Origin of the sequence: Prosthecobacter sp. (genome assembly GCF_044227185.1) — a bacterium.
Taxonomy (GTDB): Bacteria; Verrucomicrobiota; Verrucomicrobiia; order Verrucomicrobiales; family Verrucomicrobiaceae; genus Prosthecobacter.
The window spans coordinates 239,942-255,928 of record NZ_JBGAFO010000003.1; the positions used below are offsets into that span (position 1 = coordinate 239,942).

The following is a 15,987-nucleotide window of genomic DNA, read 5'->3' on the forward strand; positions in this document are numbered from 1 at the left end:
ATTTGCACCGCCGATCCTTCGCTAGAGCTTCCTCCTTCGCTCTACGAGCTACGGAGGACACGACGGAGGGCAGGTGAAGATTTGGAGGACGCAGAGAGGGGCGGTGTGACGGAGTTGAGGTAGAAAAATTAGGGGTAGAAAAATGTCAGAGACTGAGTGGAACGGGGGGAGGCTGTTTGGGAGAGGGTGTGGTGCATGGGGAAGGATGGGAGGGCAGGTGGATTTGGGGGCATGAAAAAGGGGCAGGTCCGAAGACCTGCCCCGAGGGGAGGGAATGGCGGGAGTTATTGCTTCACGATGCCGAGGAGCTCGACGTCGAAGATGAGGGGGACGCCGGGACCGATATCTTCGCCGCGGCCTTCGTCGCCGTAGGCGAGGTCTGCGGGGACGAAGATGCGCCATTTGGAGCCGACGGGCATGAGCTGGAGGGCTTCGGTCCAGCCTCTGATGACGCCCTGGAGGGGGAAGGTGGCGGGCTCACCGCGCTCCACGGAGCTGTCGAAAACTTTGCCGTCCACGAGGGTGCCGTGGTAGTGCACCTTCACAACGTCGGTGATGGCGGGCTTGGGTCCGGTGCCTTCCTTGATGATCTCATACTGGAGGCCGCTCTTGGTGGTGGTGACGCCTTTGCGCTTGGCGTTTTCAGCGAGGAATTTCACGCCTGCCTCCTTGTTTTCGGCGATTTTTTTCTTAACGGCAGCGGCTTCGGCGCGCTGCTCGGGGGTCATGTTTGCCTCGGCCTTGGCCTTCATGAAGATCTCGAAGGAGGCCATGGCGGTGGTGAGCTCCTCCTCGGTGTAGGCGGGTTTTTCAGAGCTGTGCTCGACGGTGAAGGTGATGCCGGCGATGAGCTTGTCGATATCGATCGGGATGCCTTCGCTGACGAACTGCTGGCCGAGGCCGGAGCCCATGGTGAAGCTGGAGCTTTTCTTGGCGGTGAGGGCCTCTTTGACGCCGGCGGCGAATTCCTTCATGTCCACCTTCTCCTGCTGTCTCAGGATGGAGGCACCGACGTTTTTGCCGATGAAGTAGCTGATTTTATCCATGGGCAGGGCAGGGGCGGCCGGAGTGGCGGCGGGGGCGGCGGCGTCGGCAGCGGCGGCCGGCTGTGCGGGCTTGACTTCCTGGGCGTGGACGAGGGACGCGGCCGTGAAGGCGGCGCAAAGCAGGGCGGTGGTGGGTTTCATATGAGGCGCGGAGACTACCCAGTGGCGGGGGGTGGTCAATGGCAGCCTTGGCGGGGAGGGAAAAAGCCGTTTGACCCCGCCCCCCCCTTGAAGCAGTATCGCCGCCCCTCTAACCAGAAATCATATGCCCGCGAAAATCTATACTGAAAAAGACGCCAGCCTTGCACCGCTCAAAGGCAAGACCTGCGCCGTGATCGGCTTTGGCTCCCAAGGCCATGCCCATGCCCTGAACCTCAAAGAGAGCGGCGTGAACGTGATCATCGGCCTCTACCCTGGCAGCAAGAGCCGCGCGGTGGCTGAAGAAAAGGGCCTGAAGGTCTATGACACCGCCGAAGCTGTGAAGAAGGCCGACGTCATCTTCGTGGCCGTGCCGGACACCAAGATCCCGGATGTCTTCAACGCGGACATCAAGCCGCACCTGACGAAGGGCAAGACGCTGCTCTTCAGCCATGGCTTCGCGATTCACTTCAAGACGATCACGGTTCCTGCGGACGTGAACGTGATCATGGTGGCGCCGAAAGGCCCCGGCCACATCGTGCGCCGTCAGTACACGGAAGGCAAAGGCGTGCCGGCACTGATCGCCATCTATCAGAACGCGGACAAGCAGGCGAAGAAGATCGCGCTGGCCTGGGCGCACGGCATCGGCGGCACGCGCGGCGGTGTGATCGAAACGACCTTCAAGGAAGAGACCGAAACGGACCTCTTCGGCGAGCAGACGGTGCTGTGCGGCGGTACGAGCGCGCTGGTGCAGGCAGGCTTTGAAGTGCTGGTGGAAGCGGGCTACTCCCCTGAGATGGCCTACTTCGAGTGCCTGCATGAGCTGAAGCTCATTGTGGACCTGATGAACGAGTCCGGCATCGCGGGCATGCGTTTCTCCATCTCCGAAACGGCCAAGTGGGGCGACGTGAAGGTGGGACCGAAGATCATCGACAAGTCGGTGAAGAAGCGGATGAAGGAAGCGCTGAAGGACATCCAGACGGGCAAGTTTGCCAAGGAGTGGGTGCGCGAGACGAAGGCGGGCGGCTACAAGAAATTCAACAAGCTGCTGAAGGACGGCGAGAAGCACCCGATCGAGAAGACCGGGGCGCGCCTGCGCAGCCTGATGCCGTGGATCAAGAAGCGCGACATCAAGGGCCAGCAGGCGAGCTACTCGTAAGACGAGTCAAGACGGCTGAGCCGTCAAGATGAGTCAAAGAGTCAAGACAAGTGCAGAGCGCGGATCGGAGACGGTCCGCGCTTTTTTGTGGGCATCTCCTGGGCTTGAGGGGCTGAATCAGCTCAAGGAGCCTTGATTAAGCCCCTCACCCGGCCTCTCCCCGAAGGGGCTCAGAGCCCAAGATATCTTGGGCGGGGAGAGGAGACTGGCGTTGGGCGCTTTGAAACGACTCTGAGCGGAGGGAGCGAGGATGGTTTCCGGAACGGGCTGAAGCCCGAACTACGAGCGAAGAGGGAGGGGCGAGCGGAGGGCTGGGAGTTTGCGGGGCGGGAGGATCGAGGACGAGGACGAGGACGAGGACGAGGACGATTGAGGGAGGAAGAGGAGGAGGAAGAGGAGGAGGAAGAGGAGGAGGAAGAGGTGGAGGAAGATTGAAGGGGCGATGGGTCAGGCTTGATGGTCCTGTGGGGGGCGAGAGGGGAAGAGGATGGCGATGGAGAAGGTGACGATGGTGCCGAACATGATGCGCCAGGGGAACTCGATGACGGGGACCCAGTCGGCGTGCTTCCAGGTGGTGTCGGGGTTGAAGAGTTTGAGGATATCGATGTCGAGGCCACTGAGGTAGGCGACGACGATGAAGCCAGCGAGCATGGCGAGCGCATTGCCGAAATCATTGCCGCGGGAGCGGGTGAAGAGGCCGACCATGAAGACGCCGAGGAGGGAGCCGTAGGTGTAGCCGAAGATGCCGAGGATGATGGGGAGGATGCGGAGGGTGGGATTGTGCGCGGTGACCCAGGCGGTGCCGAGGGCGACGGAGATGAGGAGGACGGCGAAGAGGACGGTGCCGAAACGGAGGACGCGCACGCGGCCGGCATCTGTGGCGGGCTCGCCGAACCAGCGGAAGTGGAAATCCCGCACGTAGCTGGTGGCGAGGGCGTTTAATGCGGTGCTGAGGGAGCCCATGGCGGTGGCGAGGACGCCGGCGAGGACGAGGCCGCGAACGCCGCCGGGCATGACGGTGAGGATGAAGTGGGGGAAGACTTTGTTTGCGGAGACGATGCCGGTGTCGCTGCGCGGGAGGGCGGGGTCGGGATGCTGCTGGTAGTACACCCAGAGGAGGATGCCGATGGCGAGGACGACGAGGGTGATGGGGATATCCGCGAGGCCGGAGAGAATGGTGGCCATGGCGCTCTGCTTTTTGTTTTTGGCGGTGAGCATGCGCTGGACCATGTCCTGGTCTGTGCCGTGAGTGGCGAGGGTGACGAAGGTGGAGCCGAGGAAGGCGGCCCAGACGGTGTACTCCTGCTCGAGGATGCCTTTGACGTTGCCCCAGATACCAGCTCCTGCTTTGAAACCCCAGTCCCAGACGAGGAGGTCTTTTTCGCCGGTGAGGAGTTTCGTGGCGCCGGCCCAGCCGCCGGGGATGTGGCCGAGGAGGTAGATCAGTGAGAAGCTGAGGGCGCAGATGAGGACGATGATCTGGATGACGTCCGTCCAGATGACGGCGCGGATGCCGCCGATGGAGGTGTAGAGCGCGGTGGCGAGGGTGACGAAGACGAGGGCGCCGCCGGTGAGGAAGAACTCGTGCATGGGGTGCAGGGTCTCATTGGGATACTGCAGGTGCCAGACGAGGACGAGGAGCATGCTGGGCACCCAGAGGCGGGTGCCGCTGGCGAGGGTGCGGGTGATGAGGAAGACGACGGAAGTGAGGCGGCGGGTGCGGGGGCCGAAGCGCGTGCCGAGGAACTCGTAGATGCTGACGACATTGTGCCGGTAGTAGGCGGGAATGAAGACGGCGCTGACGACCACGCGCGCGAGGAGGTAGCCGACGATGAGCTGGATGTAGGTGAAATTGCGCAGGGCGTAGCCTTCACCGGGGGCGCCGAAGAAGGTGCCGGCGCTGATCTCCGCGGCGAGGATGGAGGCGAGGACGGCCCACCAGGCGATCTGGCGGTCGCCGAGGGTGAAGCCTTCCACGCTGCCGCTTTTGCTGCGCTGGGAGAGGCCGATGCCGATGATCAGGGCGAAGTAACCGAGGATGACGATGGCATCGAGAAGATAAGGCATGGCGTGTGTGGAGCGAAGTTTCGCTGCAAAGCACCACACACGTCAAGCACGCAGCCTGCGGAGGTGAGACCGCAGGGGACGAGGACATGCGCCGGAGGTGACGGGTTATTTGGAGACGACGTTGGTCTCGAGCTTTGGATAAGCGCGGACGATGACGCGTTCCTCGACGGAGGTGCCGCGAGGGGAAACGATGGTGATTTCCTCGTAAACTTTGCCGATGTCCTTGTTGGTGAGGGGATGGTGGATGAGCTTGCGGGTGGCGACGGTGGTGTCGCCGTAAGCTTTGATGGAGACCTGTCCGGTCTGAGTGGGACCGGGCGTGGCGGCGCGGACGGTCTCGGCGGTCTGAGGTGCGCGGGAGGCACACTGGGAGAGGAGCAATGCGGTGGAAAGGCAGAGAGCGGAGGAGCCGAGGGCTTTAAGACAGTTTTTCATGGTGGGTGTGGTCTTGATTTCAATGAACAAGCGGAGGGCTTGGATGCGGACGCATGAATGCCGTTCAAACTTTATGGGCTTTCCACGCGTATGTGACGAAGCAGCGCGGCGGGCGGGGAAGGCGTTTTAGGCTTGCCTCAGCAGTGAGGCGTCCGCATTATTCCAGCACTCCCATGCATAAAATGCGCCTATGCCTGCCCATCCTGCTGCTGCCGTGGTGTGGCGCGGGGGCGCAGCCGGTGAAGGAGCCCAGGGCACATGAGACGAGCCGGCTGCTGGCGCTGCATCAGCATTATCAAAACGCGGCGGCGCTGTCCAAGCAGAGGCGGCTGGGGGAGGCAGAGGCGGAGCTGCGGGTGATCGTGGCGACGTGCGGGGAGATGTTTGGGAAGGAACATCCGGACACGCTGATCAGCCGGAGCGACCTGGCGGCGACGCTGGCGGAGGAGGGCAAGTATGCGGAGGCGGAGAAGGAAAACCGCGCGGTGCTGGGGATCCGGCAGCAGGTGCTAGGCAAGGAGCACCCGGACACGCTGCTGAGCCGGAACAATCTGGCGGCCACGCTGCAGGAGCAGGGGAAGCATGCGGAAGCGGTGCGGGAGTACCGTGCGGTGCTGGAGGTGCGACAGCGCCTGCTGGGGGCGGAGAATCTGGACACGCTGGACAGCCGCAACAATCTGGCGACGGCGCTGAATGATGAGGGGCGGCATGCGGAGGCGGAGAAGGAGCACCGGGCGGTGCTGGCGCTGCGGGAGAAGCTGCTGGGGGCGCAGCACCCGAAGACGCTGGCCAGCCGGAACAATCTGGCGGCGGTGCTACAAGAGGAGGGACGGCATGCGGAGGCGGAGCAGGAGCACCGCAGGGTGCTGGCGCTGCGGGAGAAGGTGCTGGGCGCGAAGCATGCGGATGTGTATATGAGCTGTTTCAACCTGGCCTTGTGCCTGGAGGCGCAGTCGAAATTTCAGGAGGCGCTGGGGATGATGGAGAGGGCGCGGGCGGGATTTAAGAAGACACTGGGGGCGGGGCATCCGTACACGCATTCGGCGGAGGAGTGCCGGGTGAGGATGGCGGCGGAAATCCCGAAATAATCTGAACCTGGCAGATCAGTATGCTGCAAAAGCACTCGCAAGACGGCGGGTGCTCGTTAACATCCGCGCCGAATGTCCGCCGTCACCTTCGTCAAAGAACTGCGCCACAACTGGAAGACCATCGGAGCGGTGGCGCCTTCGAGCATGGCCCTGGCGGAGCGCATGATGGAGGCGGCGGGAGTGTGGCGTGCGAAGCGCATTCTGGAACTGGGCCCGGGGACGGGGGCGTTTACGGCGGCGATTGCGGAGACGATGCCGCATGATTCGGAGTATGTGGGGATCGAGCTGATCGAGACGTTTGTGCAGCAACTGAGGCCGCGGTTTCCGAAGATGCGCTTTGAGTGCGCGGGGGCGCAGGAGTTTGATTTTTCGCAGGTGCTGCCGGAGGGGGAGAAATTTGACACGATTGTGAGCGGGCTGCCGTGGACGGCGTTTCCGCGCGGGCTGCAGGAGGCGATCTTGGGCAATGTGCTGCCGCATCTGGCGCCGGGCGGGTGCTTTGCGACGTTTGCGTACTGGGGCTTTCACAAGCTGCCGGGAGGGAGGCAGTTTCGCGCGCTGCTGCATGAGATGACGCACGGGGTGGAGACCAGCCGTGTGGTGTGGGGGAATGTGCCGCCGGCGTTTGTGTATCTGGCGCGCAAGGCGTGAGTGAAGAGGCGGTTTTATTCCGCCTTGTCCGCCTGCTGTTTCTTTTTGCCCTTGCCTTTTCCTTGCTTCTTTGGGGCGAGTTCGATGATTTCGTTCGTATGAAGGCCAGTGGTGGTTATTTTTTCCTCCTTCAGATCAAGCACAGAGACAGCCGCAGGATCTGTGCTGCTGACTTTCTTGTTTTCATGGATGATTTCAAACGGAGCGACCATGGTCAGTTTTTGGGCCTTGGTATCATGGCGAATCTGCGAGGCTTTGATGGAAAAGGAACCAAAGCGGGCGCTGGCATTGCCGAGAGCCGTGATGATGCCTGATTGATCGTCCGTTTTGACTTCGTCTCCCTTCAGCTTGACCGCAGCGGATGAAGGCATGTTTTTGGCGGGCATGGGGGCTTTGATGGATTCGCGCCAGGCGAGCATTTTGGCGTGGAGGTCTTTGGTCTTTTCGGGCTGCGCGGTGGCGAGGTTTTTCTGCTCGCCGATGTCGTCTTTGAGATTGTACAACTCGAGGCGGTTGTCTTCGAAGAACTCCATGAGCTTCCAGTCGCCCTGCTCGATGAGGCCGACGGGGGTGGTGCGCCAGGTGTTTTCTCCGGCGCCGAGGTAGCCGGGGAAGTGCTGGTAGATGGCGTCGCGCTTCAGGCTGGCGGAGGCATCGCGGAAGACGGGGACGAGGCTTTCGCCATCGAGGGGATAGCCGGCGGGTGCGGCGGCCTTGCCGATTTCGGCGAAGGTGGGGTAGAGGTCCACATGGATGGTGGGGACGTCGCTGCTGGAGCCGGGCTGGGTGACGCCGGGCCAGCGGACGATGAAGGGGACGCGGGTGCCGCCTTCGTAGAGGCTGCCTTTGCCGCTGCGGAGCGGGGCGTTGTCGGTGATGTCGCCGCCTTTTTTGAGGCCTTCGCGGGCGTAGCCACCCACGCCGCCGTTGTCGCTGCTGAAGATGAGGACGGTGTTGTCTGCGAGCTTGAGTTCATCGAGGGCGGCCATGACGCGGCCGACGCTTTCGTCCACGCTGGCGATCATGGCGGCATAGACGGGGCTGTGGTGACCGCCGACGGGGGCTTTGTCCTTGAAGCGAGCGATGAGGTTTTCCTTGGCCTCGTGGGGTGAGTGCACGCCGAAGTGGGGCAGGTAGAGGAAGAAGGGGGCCTCCTTGTGGCGCTGGATGAAATCGACGGCTTTGTCGGTGAGGAAGTCGGCGAGGTATTCGTCCTTGGGGTGCTCGACCTTGGGATTGGTCTTGAAACCGAAGTGTCTGCCCATGGAGACGATGGCTTCGTCAAAGCCGCGTGCGGCGGGGTGGTGCGCCGCGTCTTCGCCGAGGTGCCATTTGCCAAACATGCCGGTGGCGTAGCCGGCTTTCTTCATGGTCTGGGCGATGGTGACTTTTTCCAGAGGGAGCTCGGTGACATTGTCCACGGGGCGGAGGGGGCGGGACTCCCACTCAAAGCGGCCGATGCCGCCGACGGTGTAAACGCCGGTGCGGGGGGCGTACTGGCCGCTCATGAGTGCGGCGCGGGTGGGCTGGCAGTTCTGGCAGTGGTGATGGCGGGTGAGCTTCATGCCCTGGGAGGCGAGCTTGTCGATGTTGGGCGTCTCGTAGTATTTGGAGCCGAAGCAGGCGACGTCGGTGTAGCCAAGGTCATCGGCGAGGATGAAGATGACGTTCGGGGTGCGTTCGGCGGCAGGGAGGGCCGTGGCAAGGAAGAGCAGGCAGAGCAGGTGCTTCATCCGCCGGTCAACGTGAGGAAGAGGTGTGAGATTGCATGATTTCAGCATCGACAGGGGCAGGGGCAGCCGCTTTGATCGGAGGTGCCATGCTCCGCTCCCTCCTGATCCTTCCCTTCCTGGCCGCCCTTGGTTTTGCGGCTGATGACGCCATCAAGCCGGGGGTGCGTTCGCCCATCACGTTCAAGGAGTCGCCGCAGGTATCCGACAATGAGCAGCTCAAGATGCGGATGCATGCGGCGGAGACCCCGCCGCCCTTCAGCATCGGCATGGAGAAGTTCGACATCATCGTGCCGAAGAAGTACAAGAAGGGAGATCCGCATGGGCTCTTCATCTGGGTGAGCCCGAGTGATGCGCCGTCTCTTTCTCCTGAATGGGAGGCGGTGCTGGCGGAGAAGAAGCTGATCTTTGTGGGGGCGCACAACTCCGGCAACAAGCGCGATGTGTTTGCCCGCATGCGCATGGCGGTGGATGCGAACGACAACATGCGGCAGCTCTACGACATCGACGACCAGCGCGTGTATGTCTCGGGATTTTCCGGCGGCGGGCGCGTGGCGAGCATGCTGGGGGTGACGTATGCGGAGATGTTCACCGGAACGATCGCGTTCATGGGGGTGAATTTTTACACGGACATCGTCACGCCGGACAAGACGGAGGTGTTTGAAGCGCGGTACATTCCGCATGACGAGATTCTGGGGATCGCGAAGAACGACTGCCGGTATGTGCTGGTGACGGGGGAGAAGGATTTCAATTTGAAGAACACGAGCGCGGTGTTTGAAAACGGATTTAAGAAGGAGGGCTTTAAAGCCGTGGAGATGATCAATGTGCCGGGGCAGGGGCATCAGCCGCCGAAGGCGGAGTGGCTGAAGAAGGCGATTGAGTATCTGGATGCGGGGAAGGCGGGGAAGAAGTGAGGTTTTTTAACCCGCGCCGTTGCAGCGCCAGGACATTTCGTGCGACGAGCGGCGGGTGAGGAATTGAAGGCGCCTTTCCCGCGCTCCTTCAGAGCGCGACTTTTGGTGGAAGGGTGTCTTTCATGCGCTGCCCAGGGCTTGCTGCGCGGCGCCCTGGGCTGAGTCCGGCGGCCCTTCAGGCCGCGTGGTGCACGAAGGTGTCAGGGGAATTGGCGCCCTCAAAAGGTTGAGTGCTGCTGCCCGTCAGGCCGCGTGGGCGCGAAGGTGTACGGGCAAAGCGAAAACAGGAGATTTATTCGGGGGAATTAGGCTGCACTTCTCGCACTCCCAACATTGACAGGCGGCGATGCAGCGCGGTAACCCGATACCGCGAAGGGCGCGACTCGGTATCGGAATTGCCTTCGGCTGTCTCCACTTCGTTCCGGCTCCGAGCTACATCCACGCGTGCAACACGCTGTTCGCAGATTGCCAGTGGTATGAGAAATGCGGGTTAGGGCCCCCAAAAGGCTGAGTGCTGCTGCTCTTCAGGCCGCGTGGAGCGCGAAGGTGCAAAGGTGAGGCGAAAGCAGAAGATGCATTCTGTCTGGCTTGCGCCATCCATGCCGCCCTGATGGAAAGGGGAGCCTCCCAACGAAGACGGGCCACCCGACTGGATTTGAACGGAATGGGAGAGGCTACTGCTGAGGCGGGGCTGGACGAGAGGCTTCTGGCAGCGAGTACCAGTGCATCTGCGGCACGCTTTTGAGCTCCACCCATTGCTGCGCCCCCTGCTTTTTCCATTCCAGCTCCACGACGGCCCATACATGGGTTTCCCACGGCAGGCGCGTTTTCAGCTCCGCTGCGAAGTCGGTGTCTTTCGGCAGGAACGCACTGCCTTGAAAAGAGTCGGGAGGTGCGGGGCTGAGGCAGAAGGAGTCCTTGTGGGAGACGTCGGGCACGCCGTGCCCAAAGAAGTGGTTGCGCTGGATTCCCACATGGAAGCGCATGGGCTCTTTCTGGTAGTTCTGGAAGAATTTCTCCAACTGCCGGTCTTTGAACTCCACGAAAGCCGGCCAGTCCAGCTTGAAGCCATCCGGCTGCTCTGTCAGCATCACGGGCACCGGGAATTTCCAGGCTTTGCTTTCCATGGACAGGATGCAGTGACGGCCGGTGCCGAGATCGGTATCCAGGTCGAGTCTCACGAAATCCACGCTGTCCACGATCACGGGTTTTTCGGAGGGCTGTTTGTAGTACTGCTCCATGCGCGGCTTCAGGATGTCTGCGTGCAGTGTGTGGCGCAGACGCTCATCCAAAGTGGCGGCCTCCATGAAATGTTTGAGCGCCTGCATCGCGGCCGTGGCTCCTTCAGGAAGGGGTTCTTGATCATTCTTCGAATGCGGGAGTGATGACGGGAACTGCGGAGGCTGCGGGGCGGCTGAGCAGAGTGAGGAGGCGGTCGAAACGAGAAGGAGGAGAAGGAAGTTTCGCATGCCTGATATTTAACAGATCTTAAGTGTGGTGGCTAGATGTTTTTATCGGGGGTGGGGACGTGGGGAAGGTGATTTTGGAGAGGTTGGTTCTGGTGGGTGTGGCGAAAGCTGCGCTGAAGCGCCTGAATCCGGGGACGCGGGCGCGGTTTGTCAGCGGGGGGATAGCTTGAGGCCGGATGAATTTATTTCTTCCGCTCAATGGCGGGAAGAAGGTGAATTTAGGAGCCCAGCGTCTTCGGCATCGCGGGGCAGAGCAATGATTTGTCAGCGTCCACTTCAGGAGCGGCTTTGACGAAGAACAGGAGACGACCGCGTTTGTCGCAGACCCATACTTCTTTTGCTCCTGCTGCAAAGTAGAGACGGCGTTTTTCTTCGATCTCTCCCCGCTTGTTCGAAGGGGAAATGACTTCGACGCAGATTTCCGGAGCACCCTTGAGTGCCGTATGGCCGCCTATCTGCAGAAGACGCTTTTTTGACACCCAGCAGACGTCCGCGACTTTCACGCCTTCGCTGGTCGAGATGGGACATTCGACGGTCACTTTGCCAGCGGGGGCATGCTCCCGAAGCAATGTAGCAAGATCAACCTGCATACCTCCATGGGAGAATTCAGCGTAGCCCATTATGATGGGCCGCCCGTAGCGGTCAGTCTCTACTTTGCCGGGCCAGTTTCTCACCAGCGGGTCACGTCCAATCTCATCCCAGCGCTTCAAATTGAAGGCCGTCTGGCTTTTGATGCCTGGGATTTGTTGCAGAGCATTCATGTTTCGCGATTAGGCCATGCCACAATATGCCCTCCGCTTCAACTGCGGGAAGAGATCAGCGCGGGTCGGTGACACGGCCGAGGAAGAGACAGGCGCCGGATTCTGCGTGCTGGATGGCGAAGAGGAAGGGGCGGTCGGCTTTGAGGACGATGGGTTTGGGGCGTTCTGGCGCTATGGCGATTGCTCCAGGCATCATCACCACGGCGGTGGCGGCGGCAGCTTCGGTGCCTTTTTCGTTGAGCTCCAGGAAGGTCTTGTGAAACACCTTGGAAATGTAGAGGTAGTCTTCTGGCTTCCTGGGGGCCATGGCGTCGAAGTCTGCGCTGCCACGGGGGTCATCAAAGGCGGTGGTCATGCCCAGCTTTTTCAAGACGTCGCCAAGCTGAATGGTAGGCGGAGTGAGTTTGAATTTGGGCAGGTGCAGAATGACCTCCCGATATTCGGCCTTGGAACATGCAAGAAGCACTTCGGGCGTCAGTTTTGCCTCCACACCCGAGATGCCGCCGATGCTGTCGGGAATGATGAGTAAAAAATGGAGCTGGTGTCCTGCATACGACCGAGTGACTGCCTGAAAGCCACGGCCATTGTAGTAACGCATGTTCAGGTCTGACTGCATGGTGGGCACGTCCACGGCCTGCCTGCCGCCATTCACAAAAAACGGCTTCGGCATGGTGTCGGCTTCCGCGGACTCAGAGGACCAAGGGGCTTTGAAGTAGAGGGCGTTTACCAGCGCGAGGCGTGTGTCGGCGCTCAGAGGATCGCCGATCAGATCGCGGATTTTGTTTTGGGTCTGCTTTGCGACCCAGGCATTGATCTCGTGCGTCGCTGCTGCAGGGTTTTTGCGAAAATTCATGGGCTGCAAAGGGGCGCCAAAAGCGGTTTTTACCTCTGCGAGAAACGGTTTGCGAAACTCATAGGTGTTTTGTCCGAAGAGTCGGCTGGCCACACGCAGGGTCAGAGGTTCCGAGGGGCCGCCGTATTTCTTTGCCTCCGCCACACGTTTTACAGAAGCTTCTTCGGCTTCGAGCAGGGCCTGTCTGAGGGCGGCGAAAGATTCGCCCAAGGCCTGCTGATTCTTCGGGAAGTGAAGCACGCGGGCCATTTCGTCCGCGGTCATTCCGCTGGCGCCGAGGTAGGTCATGGCCAGGGCGGACTGGATGGAGTAGGGGGAGAGGCAGAGGTTGCCCTCCTTCGGCATCTGGCGGTGGAGGTCGAGACCGAACGCATTCACTGCATGGGCGGCGGATTCCGGGGTGGCCGACCAGAGTGATGGGACGGAGACTGCCAGCAGGAAAAGGAGGAGGCGGGCTCTTCTCATGCTGGAGAGTGCGCGCTTTCGCGGGCGACGGCACGTGAATTTTTATGAAGGGGCGTGGGGCGGCGCGAAAAGCGGTGCTGAAGCCTGAGCTTTACCCACAAGGTGCTTGAGTGCGAAGCCTGCGCCAGACATCAGTGATGGTGTTGAGTTTGTTCAGGCCTTGCCATGGCACCTGCGCCCCGGGGTGGCCGTGGCCTTTACGGCCGAGGTGGCCGCCGAGACGTGCGATGCTTTTGACCGCTCAGACGCATACCACGCGCACCACCGCCCCCAGTTGACCTCGCCCGATGTCGCTTCACTATGCGCCACCATGAAATCCTTCCGCCTCAAACGCCTCTTCAACGCCAAGTCCAACCGCTGCTTCGACGTCGCCATCGATCATGGCTTCTTCAATCAGGCCGGCTTCATCAACGGCATCGAAGACATGCGCAAGGTGGTGAAGACCCTCGTCGAGGCCGCGCCGGACGCCATCCAGCTCACCCTCGGCATGGCCCGCCACCTGCAGGAAATCCCCGGCCGCGAAAAGCCCAGCCTCGTGCTCCGCACCGACGTGGCAAACATCTACGGCAAGACCCTTCCGGAAAACCGCCGCTTCAGCCTCATGATCGAAGACTGCATGCTCCAGGCCGTGCGCCATGACGCCGCCTGCGTCTGCGTGAACCTCTTCCAGATCCCCGGCGCCCCCGAAGTGCATGCCGAGTGCATCGAAAACATCCTCAAACTCAAGCCCCAGGCCGACTACTACGGCATGCCCATGATGGTGGAGCCCCTCGTGTTCCAGCCGAACGAAATCGCCGGCGGTTACATGGTCAATGGCGACGAACCCACCATCACCAATCTCGTGCGCCAGGCTGTCGAACTCGGCGCCGACATCATCAAGGCCGACCCCACCAACGACGTCAGCCAGTACCATAAAGTCATCGAAGCCGCCTCCGGCATCCCCGTCCTCGTCCGCGGCGGCGGCCGTGTGAGCGACCGCGAAATCCTCGAGCGCACCCAGGGCCTCCTCGAACAAGGCGCGTCCGGCATCGTCTATGGCCGCAACGTCATCCAGCACCCCAACCCCAAAGGCATCACCCGTGCTCTGATGGCCATGGTGCACGAAGGCGCGAGCGTCGAAGCCGCGCTGGCGATGGTGTAGCACCAAACCTCATGAGCTCGCGCTGGAAGGCATTTTTTGGAGAGTTTGTGCTCTTGTTCACGCTTGGTGTGGCCTGCTCCTACCTTGCCAGCATTTGGATCCACGACAAATATCCGGACCTGGAACGCCCGGTTGCCACGCGCATATCGATGAGTCTCGGGGCACTAGGGGCATCCGTGATCGTCAGCCTCGCAGCTGCGCTGCGCTTTTGGCGGTTGAAGCCGTTGCTGGGAGCCGTCGTACTTTGTTCAGGGCTCATCAGCGGAATTCCCGCCGTTGCACTGACTGCCCTCTTTCTCTCATCCTTGACCTACGTGGCAGTGAACAAAATTCGGCTGGTTGGCGGGTACTATTGGCCCGTCAAAAGCATGGACCGAGGCGAATAAAAAAAGAAAGCCGGGGCCGCTTTCGCAAACCCCGGCCCCGCTCGTTGTTGGTTGCGGTAGTTATTTGATGTCACCGGCAAAGCCGGCGGCATTGAGGGCGGCAGCCAGTTCAGACTTGGTGAACTCGCCCTCGACAGTGAATGATGTGGCCTTCGCGACGATGTCGCTCTTGGTGATGCCTGGAACCGTCTTCACGGCATTGGCTGCCGCGGTTTCGCACTTCTTGCAGCAGAGGTGCACGCCGGAAACGGTGGCCTTCGTCATCTTGGCCTCAGGCTTGGCGGCAGCCGCAGGCTTGCTGGCGGATTTTTTGGAGGCGGATTCGTCGCCTTCGATCTTGCCGTAGTATCCTCCGGCGATGATCGCCTCGGCGGCCTTCATCGCGTCACCCTTCTTCTTCGAGGTGATCGTCACCGTGCTGCTCTTTTCAGGAACGTCGATGGTGACACCTTCGCCGATGGAGCCGGCCTTGATGATGCCCTTGGCGCAACTGCCGCAGCAGTTGTGCACGCCGGTCATGGTGATGGTGGTCTCAGCACGAACAGACGCGGTGAGAGCGAGGATGGAAAGCAGAGTGATGAATTTCATAAGCGAACAATCAGACGATACGACAAATCAGTTTCTTTGCACAATTTAATTTTTAACGACGAATCGCGGTCATGAATCCGCGCGCGATTTGCGTGTCATGATACCCGGCCGGTGTGAAACCCGCTTCATCCAGCAAGGTTGCATACTCGCCCGTGCTGTAGCATTTCCCCTGCGTGGAGTGCATCAGCAGGCATGAATACTCCGCCACATGCAGGGGCCCCGTTTTGTCCGCATTGATGATGGCATCATGAATGATGAGCAGCCCGCCCTTCGGCAGCGCCGCATGCGAGGCGGCCAGCAGCTTCTTCACCTCCGGCACGCCCCAGTCGTGCAGCACGTTCGAAAACAGATGCACATCACAGCCCGAGGGCATGCCCTCAAACATGTTCCCCGTCGCCACGCTCACACGCTCCGCGCATCCACGTTCCTCAATCAGCTTCCCCGCGATGCGGTCCACCGGCGCCTGGTCAAACGCCACCGCCTTCATATGCGGGTGCTGCGCCGTGATCGCGCACGCATAGATCCCTGACCCCGCGCCGATATCCAGCAGGCACGTCCGCCCGGTGAGGTCCAGCTTCTTCGCCAGCGCCTGCGAGAGATACACACCGCGGCAGTCCATCGCCGCGGTGAACTTCCGCGCAAAGTCCTCCTGCTCCATTGCCTTGTGCCAGTCAAAGGCCGCCTTGTCGCCGCTCCAGCCCGCCGGCTTGTCCGTCTTCAGCACCTCCAGAAAATCCCGCGCGATCGGCCGGTCATGCAGCGAGGCAAAATACGGCCTCACCTCCCACACCGTTCCGGCGCACAAAAACTCCCGCACCACCTCCGTCGTGTGAAACGCCCCGCCTTCATTCTTCACCCAGCCGTTCGCCGCAAACAGCGTCATCATCGTGTCGCACGGCCTCTCCGTGAATCCAAAGTGCCCGCAGATCCCCTCCAGCGATGACGGATTCCCCGACAGCCAGGTGAAAAAATCCACGCTCAGCGCCGCCGTGACCATGTCAGCCGCATACAGGCAGTCGCGATAACGATAAATGCTGGTCGGATCAGTGGTCGGGGCGGAGGTGAGGTCGTGCATCATGGTGCCGCATGATGAAGG

General features: G+C 61.2%; 16 protein-coding genes. 6 read left to right on the plus strand and 10 right to left on the minus strand.

The annotated features are described in order from the left end of the window. Window positions 1–284 precede the first annotated feature (284 nt). Window positions 285–1,187, minus strand: coding sequence for an FKBP-type peptidyl-prolyl cis-trans isomerase (locus tag ACILSQ_RS08765; protein ID WP_395743224.1), 903 nt, complete (start codon window positions 1,185–1,187; stop codon window positions 285–287). Between the two features lie 124 nt (window positions 1,188–1,311). Between ACILSQ_RS08765 and ilvC the strand changes: the two genes are divergently transcribed. After that, the gene (gene ilvC, locus ACILSQ_RS08770; RefSeq protein WP_395743225.1) at window positions 1,312–2,343 is read left to right on the plus strand and encodes a ketol-acid reductoisomerase; all 1,032 of its coding nucleotides are present in this window, start codon (window positions 1,312–1,314) and stop codon (window positions 2,341–2,343) included. Between the two features lie 447 nt (window positions 2,344–2,790). On the opposite strand, the gene ACILSQ_RS08775 is transcribed toward ilvC, so the two are convergent. After that, window positions 2,791–4,410: a sodium:solute symporter gene (locus tag ACILSQ_RS08775; protein ID WP_395743226.1), complete on the minus strand. Its 1,620-nt coding sequence runs from the start codon at window positions 4,408–4,410 to the stop codon at window positions 2,791–2,793. 105 nt (window positions 4,411–4,515) lie between these two features. Beyond that, window positions 4,516–4,845 carry a hypothetical protein gene (locus tag ACILSQ_RS08780; RefSeq protein WP_395743227.1) on the minus strand — a complete coding sequence of 110 codons (330 nt, stop codon included), beginning with the start codon at window positions 4,843–4,845 and terminating at the stop codon, window positions 4,516–4,518. Window positions 4,846–5,018: 173 nt separating this feature from the next. Here ACILSQ_RS08780 and ACILSQ_RS08785 point away from each other — a divergent pair, with 173 nt between their 5' ends. Both ACILSQ_RS08785 and ACILSQ_RS08790 read left to right on the plus strand, forming a co-directional pair. Next, window positions 5,019–5,933 (plus strand): tetratricopeptide repeat protein, encoded by a 915-nt coding sequence (locus ACILSQ_RS08785; RefSeq protein WP_395743228.1) that lies wholly within the window; start codon window positions 5,019–5,021, stop codon window positions 5,931–5,933. A 72-nt stretch (window positions 5,934–6,005) separates the two neighbouring features. Beyond that, window positions 6,006–6,584, plus strand: a complete 579-nt coding sequence (locus ACILSQ_RS08790; RefSeq protein WP_395743229.1) for a class I SAM-dependent methyltransferase — start codon at window positions 6,006–6,008, stop codon at window positions 6,582–6,584. 14 nt (window positions 6,585–6,598) lie between these two features. On the opposite strand, the gene ACILSQ_RS08795 is transcribed toward ACILSQ_RS08790, so the two are convergent. Beyond that, window positions 6,599–8,317 carry a sulfatase-like hydrolase/transferase gene (locus ACILSQ_RS08795; protein ID WP_395743230.1) on the minus strand — a complete coding sequence of 573 codons (1,719 nt, stop codon included), beginning with the start codon at window positions 8,315–8,317 and terminating at the stop codon, window positions 6,599–6,601. Between the two features lie 86 nt (window positions 8,318–8,403). Here ACILSQ_RS08795 and ACILSQ_RS08800 point away from each other — a divergent pair, with 86 nt between their 5' ends. After that, on the plus strand, window positions 8,404–9,228 hold the full coding sequence (locus ACILSQ_RS08800; protein WP_395743231.1) for an alpha/beta hydrolase family protein: 825 nt from the start codon (window positions 8,404–8,406) through the stop codon (window positions 9,226–9,228). A 674-nt stretch (window positions 9,229–9,902) separates the two neighbouring features. Here ACILSQ_RS08800 and ACILSQ_RS08805 read toward each other — a convergent pair. From ACILSQ_RS08805 to ACILSQ_RS08820, 4 genes are all read right to left on the minus strand, one after another. Next, window positions 9,903–10,697, minus strand: coding sequence for a hypothetical protein (locus ACILSQ_RS08805; protein ID WP_395743232.1), 795 nt, complete (start codon window positions 10,695–10,697; stop codon window positions 9,903–9,905). A 218-nt stretch (window positions 10,698–10,915) separates the two neighbouring features. Next, a complete protein-coding gene (locus ACILSQ_RS08810; RefSeq protein ID WP_395743233.1) occupies window positions 10,916–11,458 on the minus strand; it encodes a Uma2 family endonuclease in 543 nt (180 codons plus the stop codon). Between the two features lie 55 nt (window positions 11,459–11,513). After that, the gene (locus tag ACILSQ_RS08815) at window positions 11,514–12,776 is read right to left on the minus strand and encodes a serpin family protein (protein ID WP_395743234.1); all 1,263 of its coding nucleotides are present in this window, start codon (window positions 12,774–12,776) and stop codon (window positions 11,514–11,516) included. 91 nt (window positions 12,777–12,867) lie between these two features. Further along, window positions 12,868–13,005 carry an IS4 family transposase gene (locus ACILSQ_RS08820; protein WP_395743587.1) on the minus strand — a complete coding sequence of 46 codons (138 nt, stop codon included), beginning with the start codon at window positions 13,003–13,005 and terminating at the stop codon, window positions 12,868–12,870. A gap of 81 nt (window positions 13,006–13,086) precedes the next feature. On the opposite strand from ACILSQ_RS08820, the gene ACILSQ_RS08825 reads away from it, so the two are divergent. Together ACILSQ_RS08825 and ACILSQ_RS08830 are read left to right on the plus strand one after the other, a co-directional pair. Further along, a complete protein-coding gene (locus ACILSQ_RS08825; protein ID WP_395743235.1) occupies window positions 13,087–13,917 on the plus strand; it encodes a class I fructose-bisphosphate aldolase in 831 nt (276 codons plus the stop codon). Between the two features lie 11 nt (window positions 13,918–13,928). Then, on the plus strand, window positions 13,929–14,303 hold the full coding sequence (locus ACILSQ_RS08830) for a hypothetical protein (protein WP_395743236.1): 375 nt from the start codon (window positions 13,929–13,931) through the stop codon (window positions 14,301–14,303). Window positions 14,304–14,363: 60 nt separating this feature from the next. Here the strand turns inward: ACILSQ_RS08830 and ACILSQ_RS08835 are convergent, their stop codons facing one another. Then, complete coding sequence (locus ACILSQ_RS08835) at window positions 14,364–14,891, minus strand: cation transporter (RefSeq protein WP_395743237.1); 528 nt, start codon at window positions 14,889–14,891, stop codon at window positions 14,364–14,366. Window positions 14,892–14,943: 52 nt separating this feature from the next. Further along, window positions 14,944–15,969 (minus strand): methyltransferase, encoded by a 1,026-nt coding sequence (locus ACILSQ_RS08840; protein ID WP_395743238.1) that lies wholly within the window; start codon window positions 15,967–15,969, stop codon window positions 14,944–14,946. Window positions 15,970–15,987 lie beyond the last annotated feature (18 nt).

Bases quoted from the DNA above. Each gene is read 5' to 3' on its own strand.
- ilvC (WP_395743225.1), top strand. From the start codon at position 1,312: ATGCCCGCGAAAATCTATACTGAAAAAGACGCCAGCCTTGCACCGCTC.
- ACILSQ_RS08840 (WP_395743238.1), bottom strand. From the start codon at position 15,969: ATGATGCACGACCTCACCTCCGCCCCGACCACTGATCCGACCAGCATT.
- ACILSQ_RS08765 (WP_395743224.1), bottom strand. From the start codon at position 1,187: ATGAAACCCACCACCGCCCTGCTTTGCGCCGCCTTCACGGCCGCGTCC.
- ACILSQ_RS08775 (WP_395743226.1), bottom strand. From the start codon at position 4,410: ATGCCTTATCTTCTCGATGCCATCGTCATCCTCGGTTACTTCGCCCTG.
- ACILSQ_RS08800 (WP_395743231.1), top strand. From the start codon at position 8,404: ATGCTCCGCTCCCTCCTGATCCTTCCCTTCCTGGCCGCCCTTGGTTTT.
- ACILSQ_RS08810 (WP_395743233.1), bottom strand. From the start codon at position 11,458: ATGAATGCTCTGCAACAAATCCCAGGCATCAAAAGCCAGACGGCCTTC.
- ACILSQ_RS08830 (WP_395743236.1), top strand. From the start codon at position 13,929: ATGAGCTCGCGCTGGAAGGCATTTTTTGGAGAGTTTGTGCTCTTGTTC.
- ACILSQ_RS08785 (WP_395743228.1), top strand. From the start codon at position 5,019: ATGCATAAAATGCGCCTATGCCTGCCCATCCTGCTGCTGCCGTGGTGT.
- ACILSQ_RS08805 (WP_395743232.1), bottom strand. From the start codon at position 10,697: ATGCGAAACTTCCTTCTCCTCCTTCTCGTTTCGACCGCCTCCTCACTC.
- ACILSQ_RS08815 (WP_395743234.1), bottom strand. From the start codon at position 12,776: ATGAGAAGAGCCCGCCTCCTCCTTTTCCTGCTGGCAGTCTCCGTCCCA.
- ACILSQ_RS08795 (WP_395743230.1), bottom strand. From the start codon at position 8,317: ATGAAGCACCTGCTCTGCCTGCTCTTCCTTGCCACGGCCCTCCCTGCC.
- ACILSQ_RS08780 (WP_395743227.1), bottom strand. From the start codon at position 4,845: ATGAAAAACTGTCTTAAAGCCCTCGGCTCCTCCGCTCTCTGCCTTTCC.
- ACILSQ_RS08835 (WP_395743237.1), bottom strand. From the start codon at position 14,891: ATGAAATTCATCACTCTGCTTTCCATCCTCGCTCTCACCGCGTCTGTT.
- ACILSQ_RS08790 (WP_395743229.1), top strand. From the start codon at position 6,006: ATGTCCGCCGTCACCTTCGTCAAAGAACTGCGCCACAACTGGAAGACC.
- ACILSQ_RS08825 (WP_395743235.1), top strand. From the start codon at position 13,087: ATGAAATCCTTCCGCCTCAAACGCCTCTTCAACGCCAAGTCCAACCGC.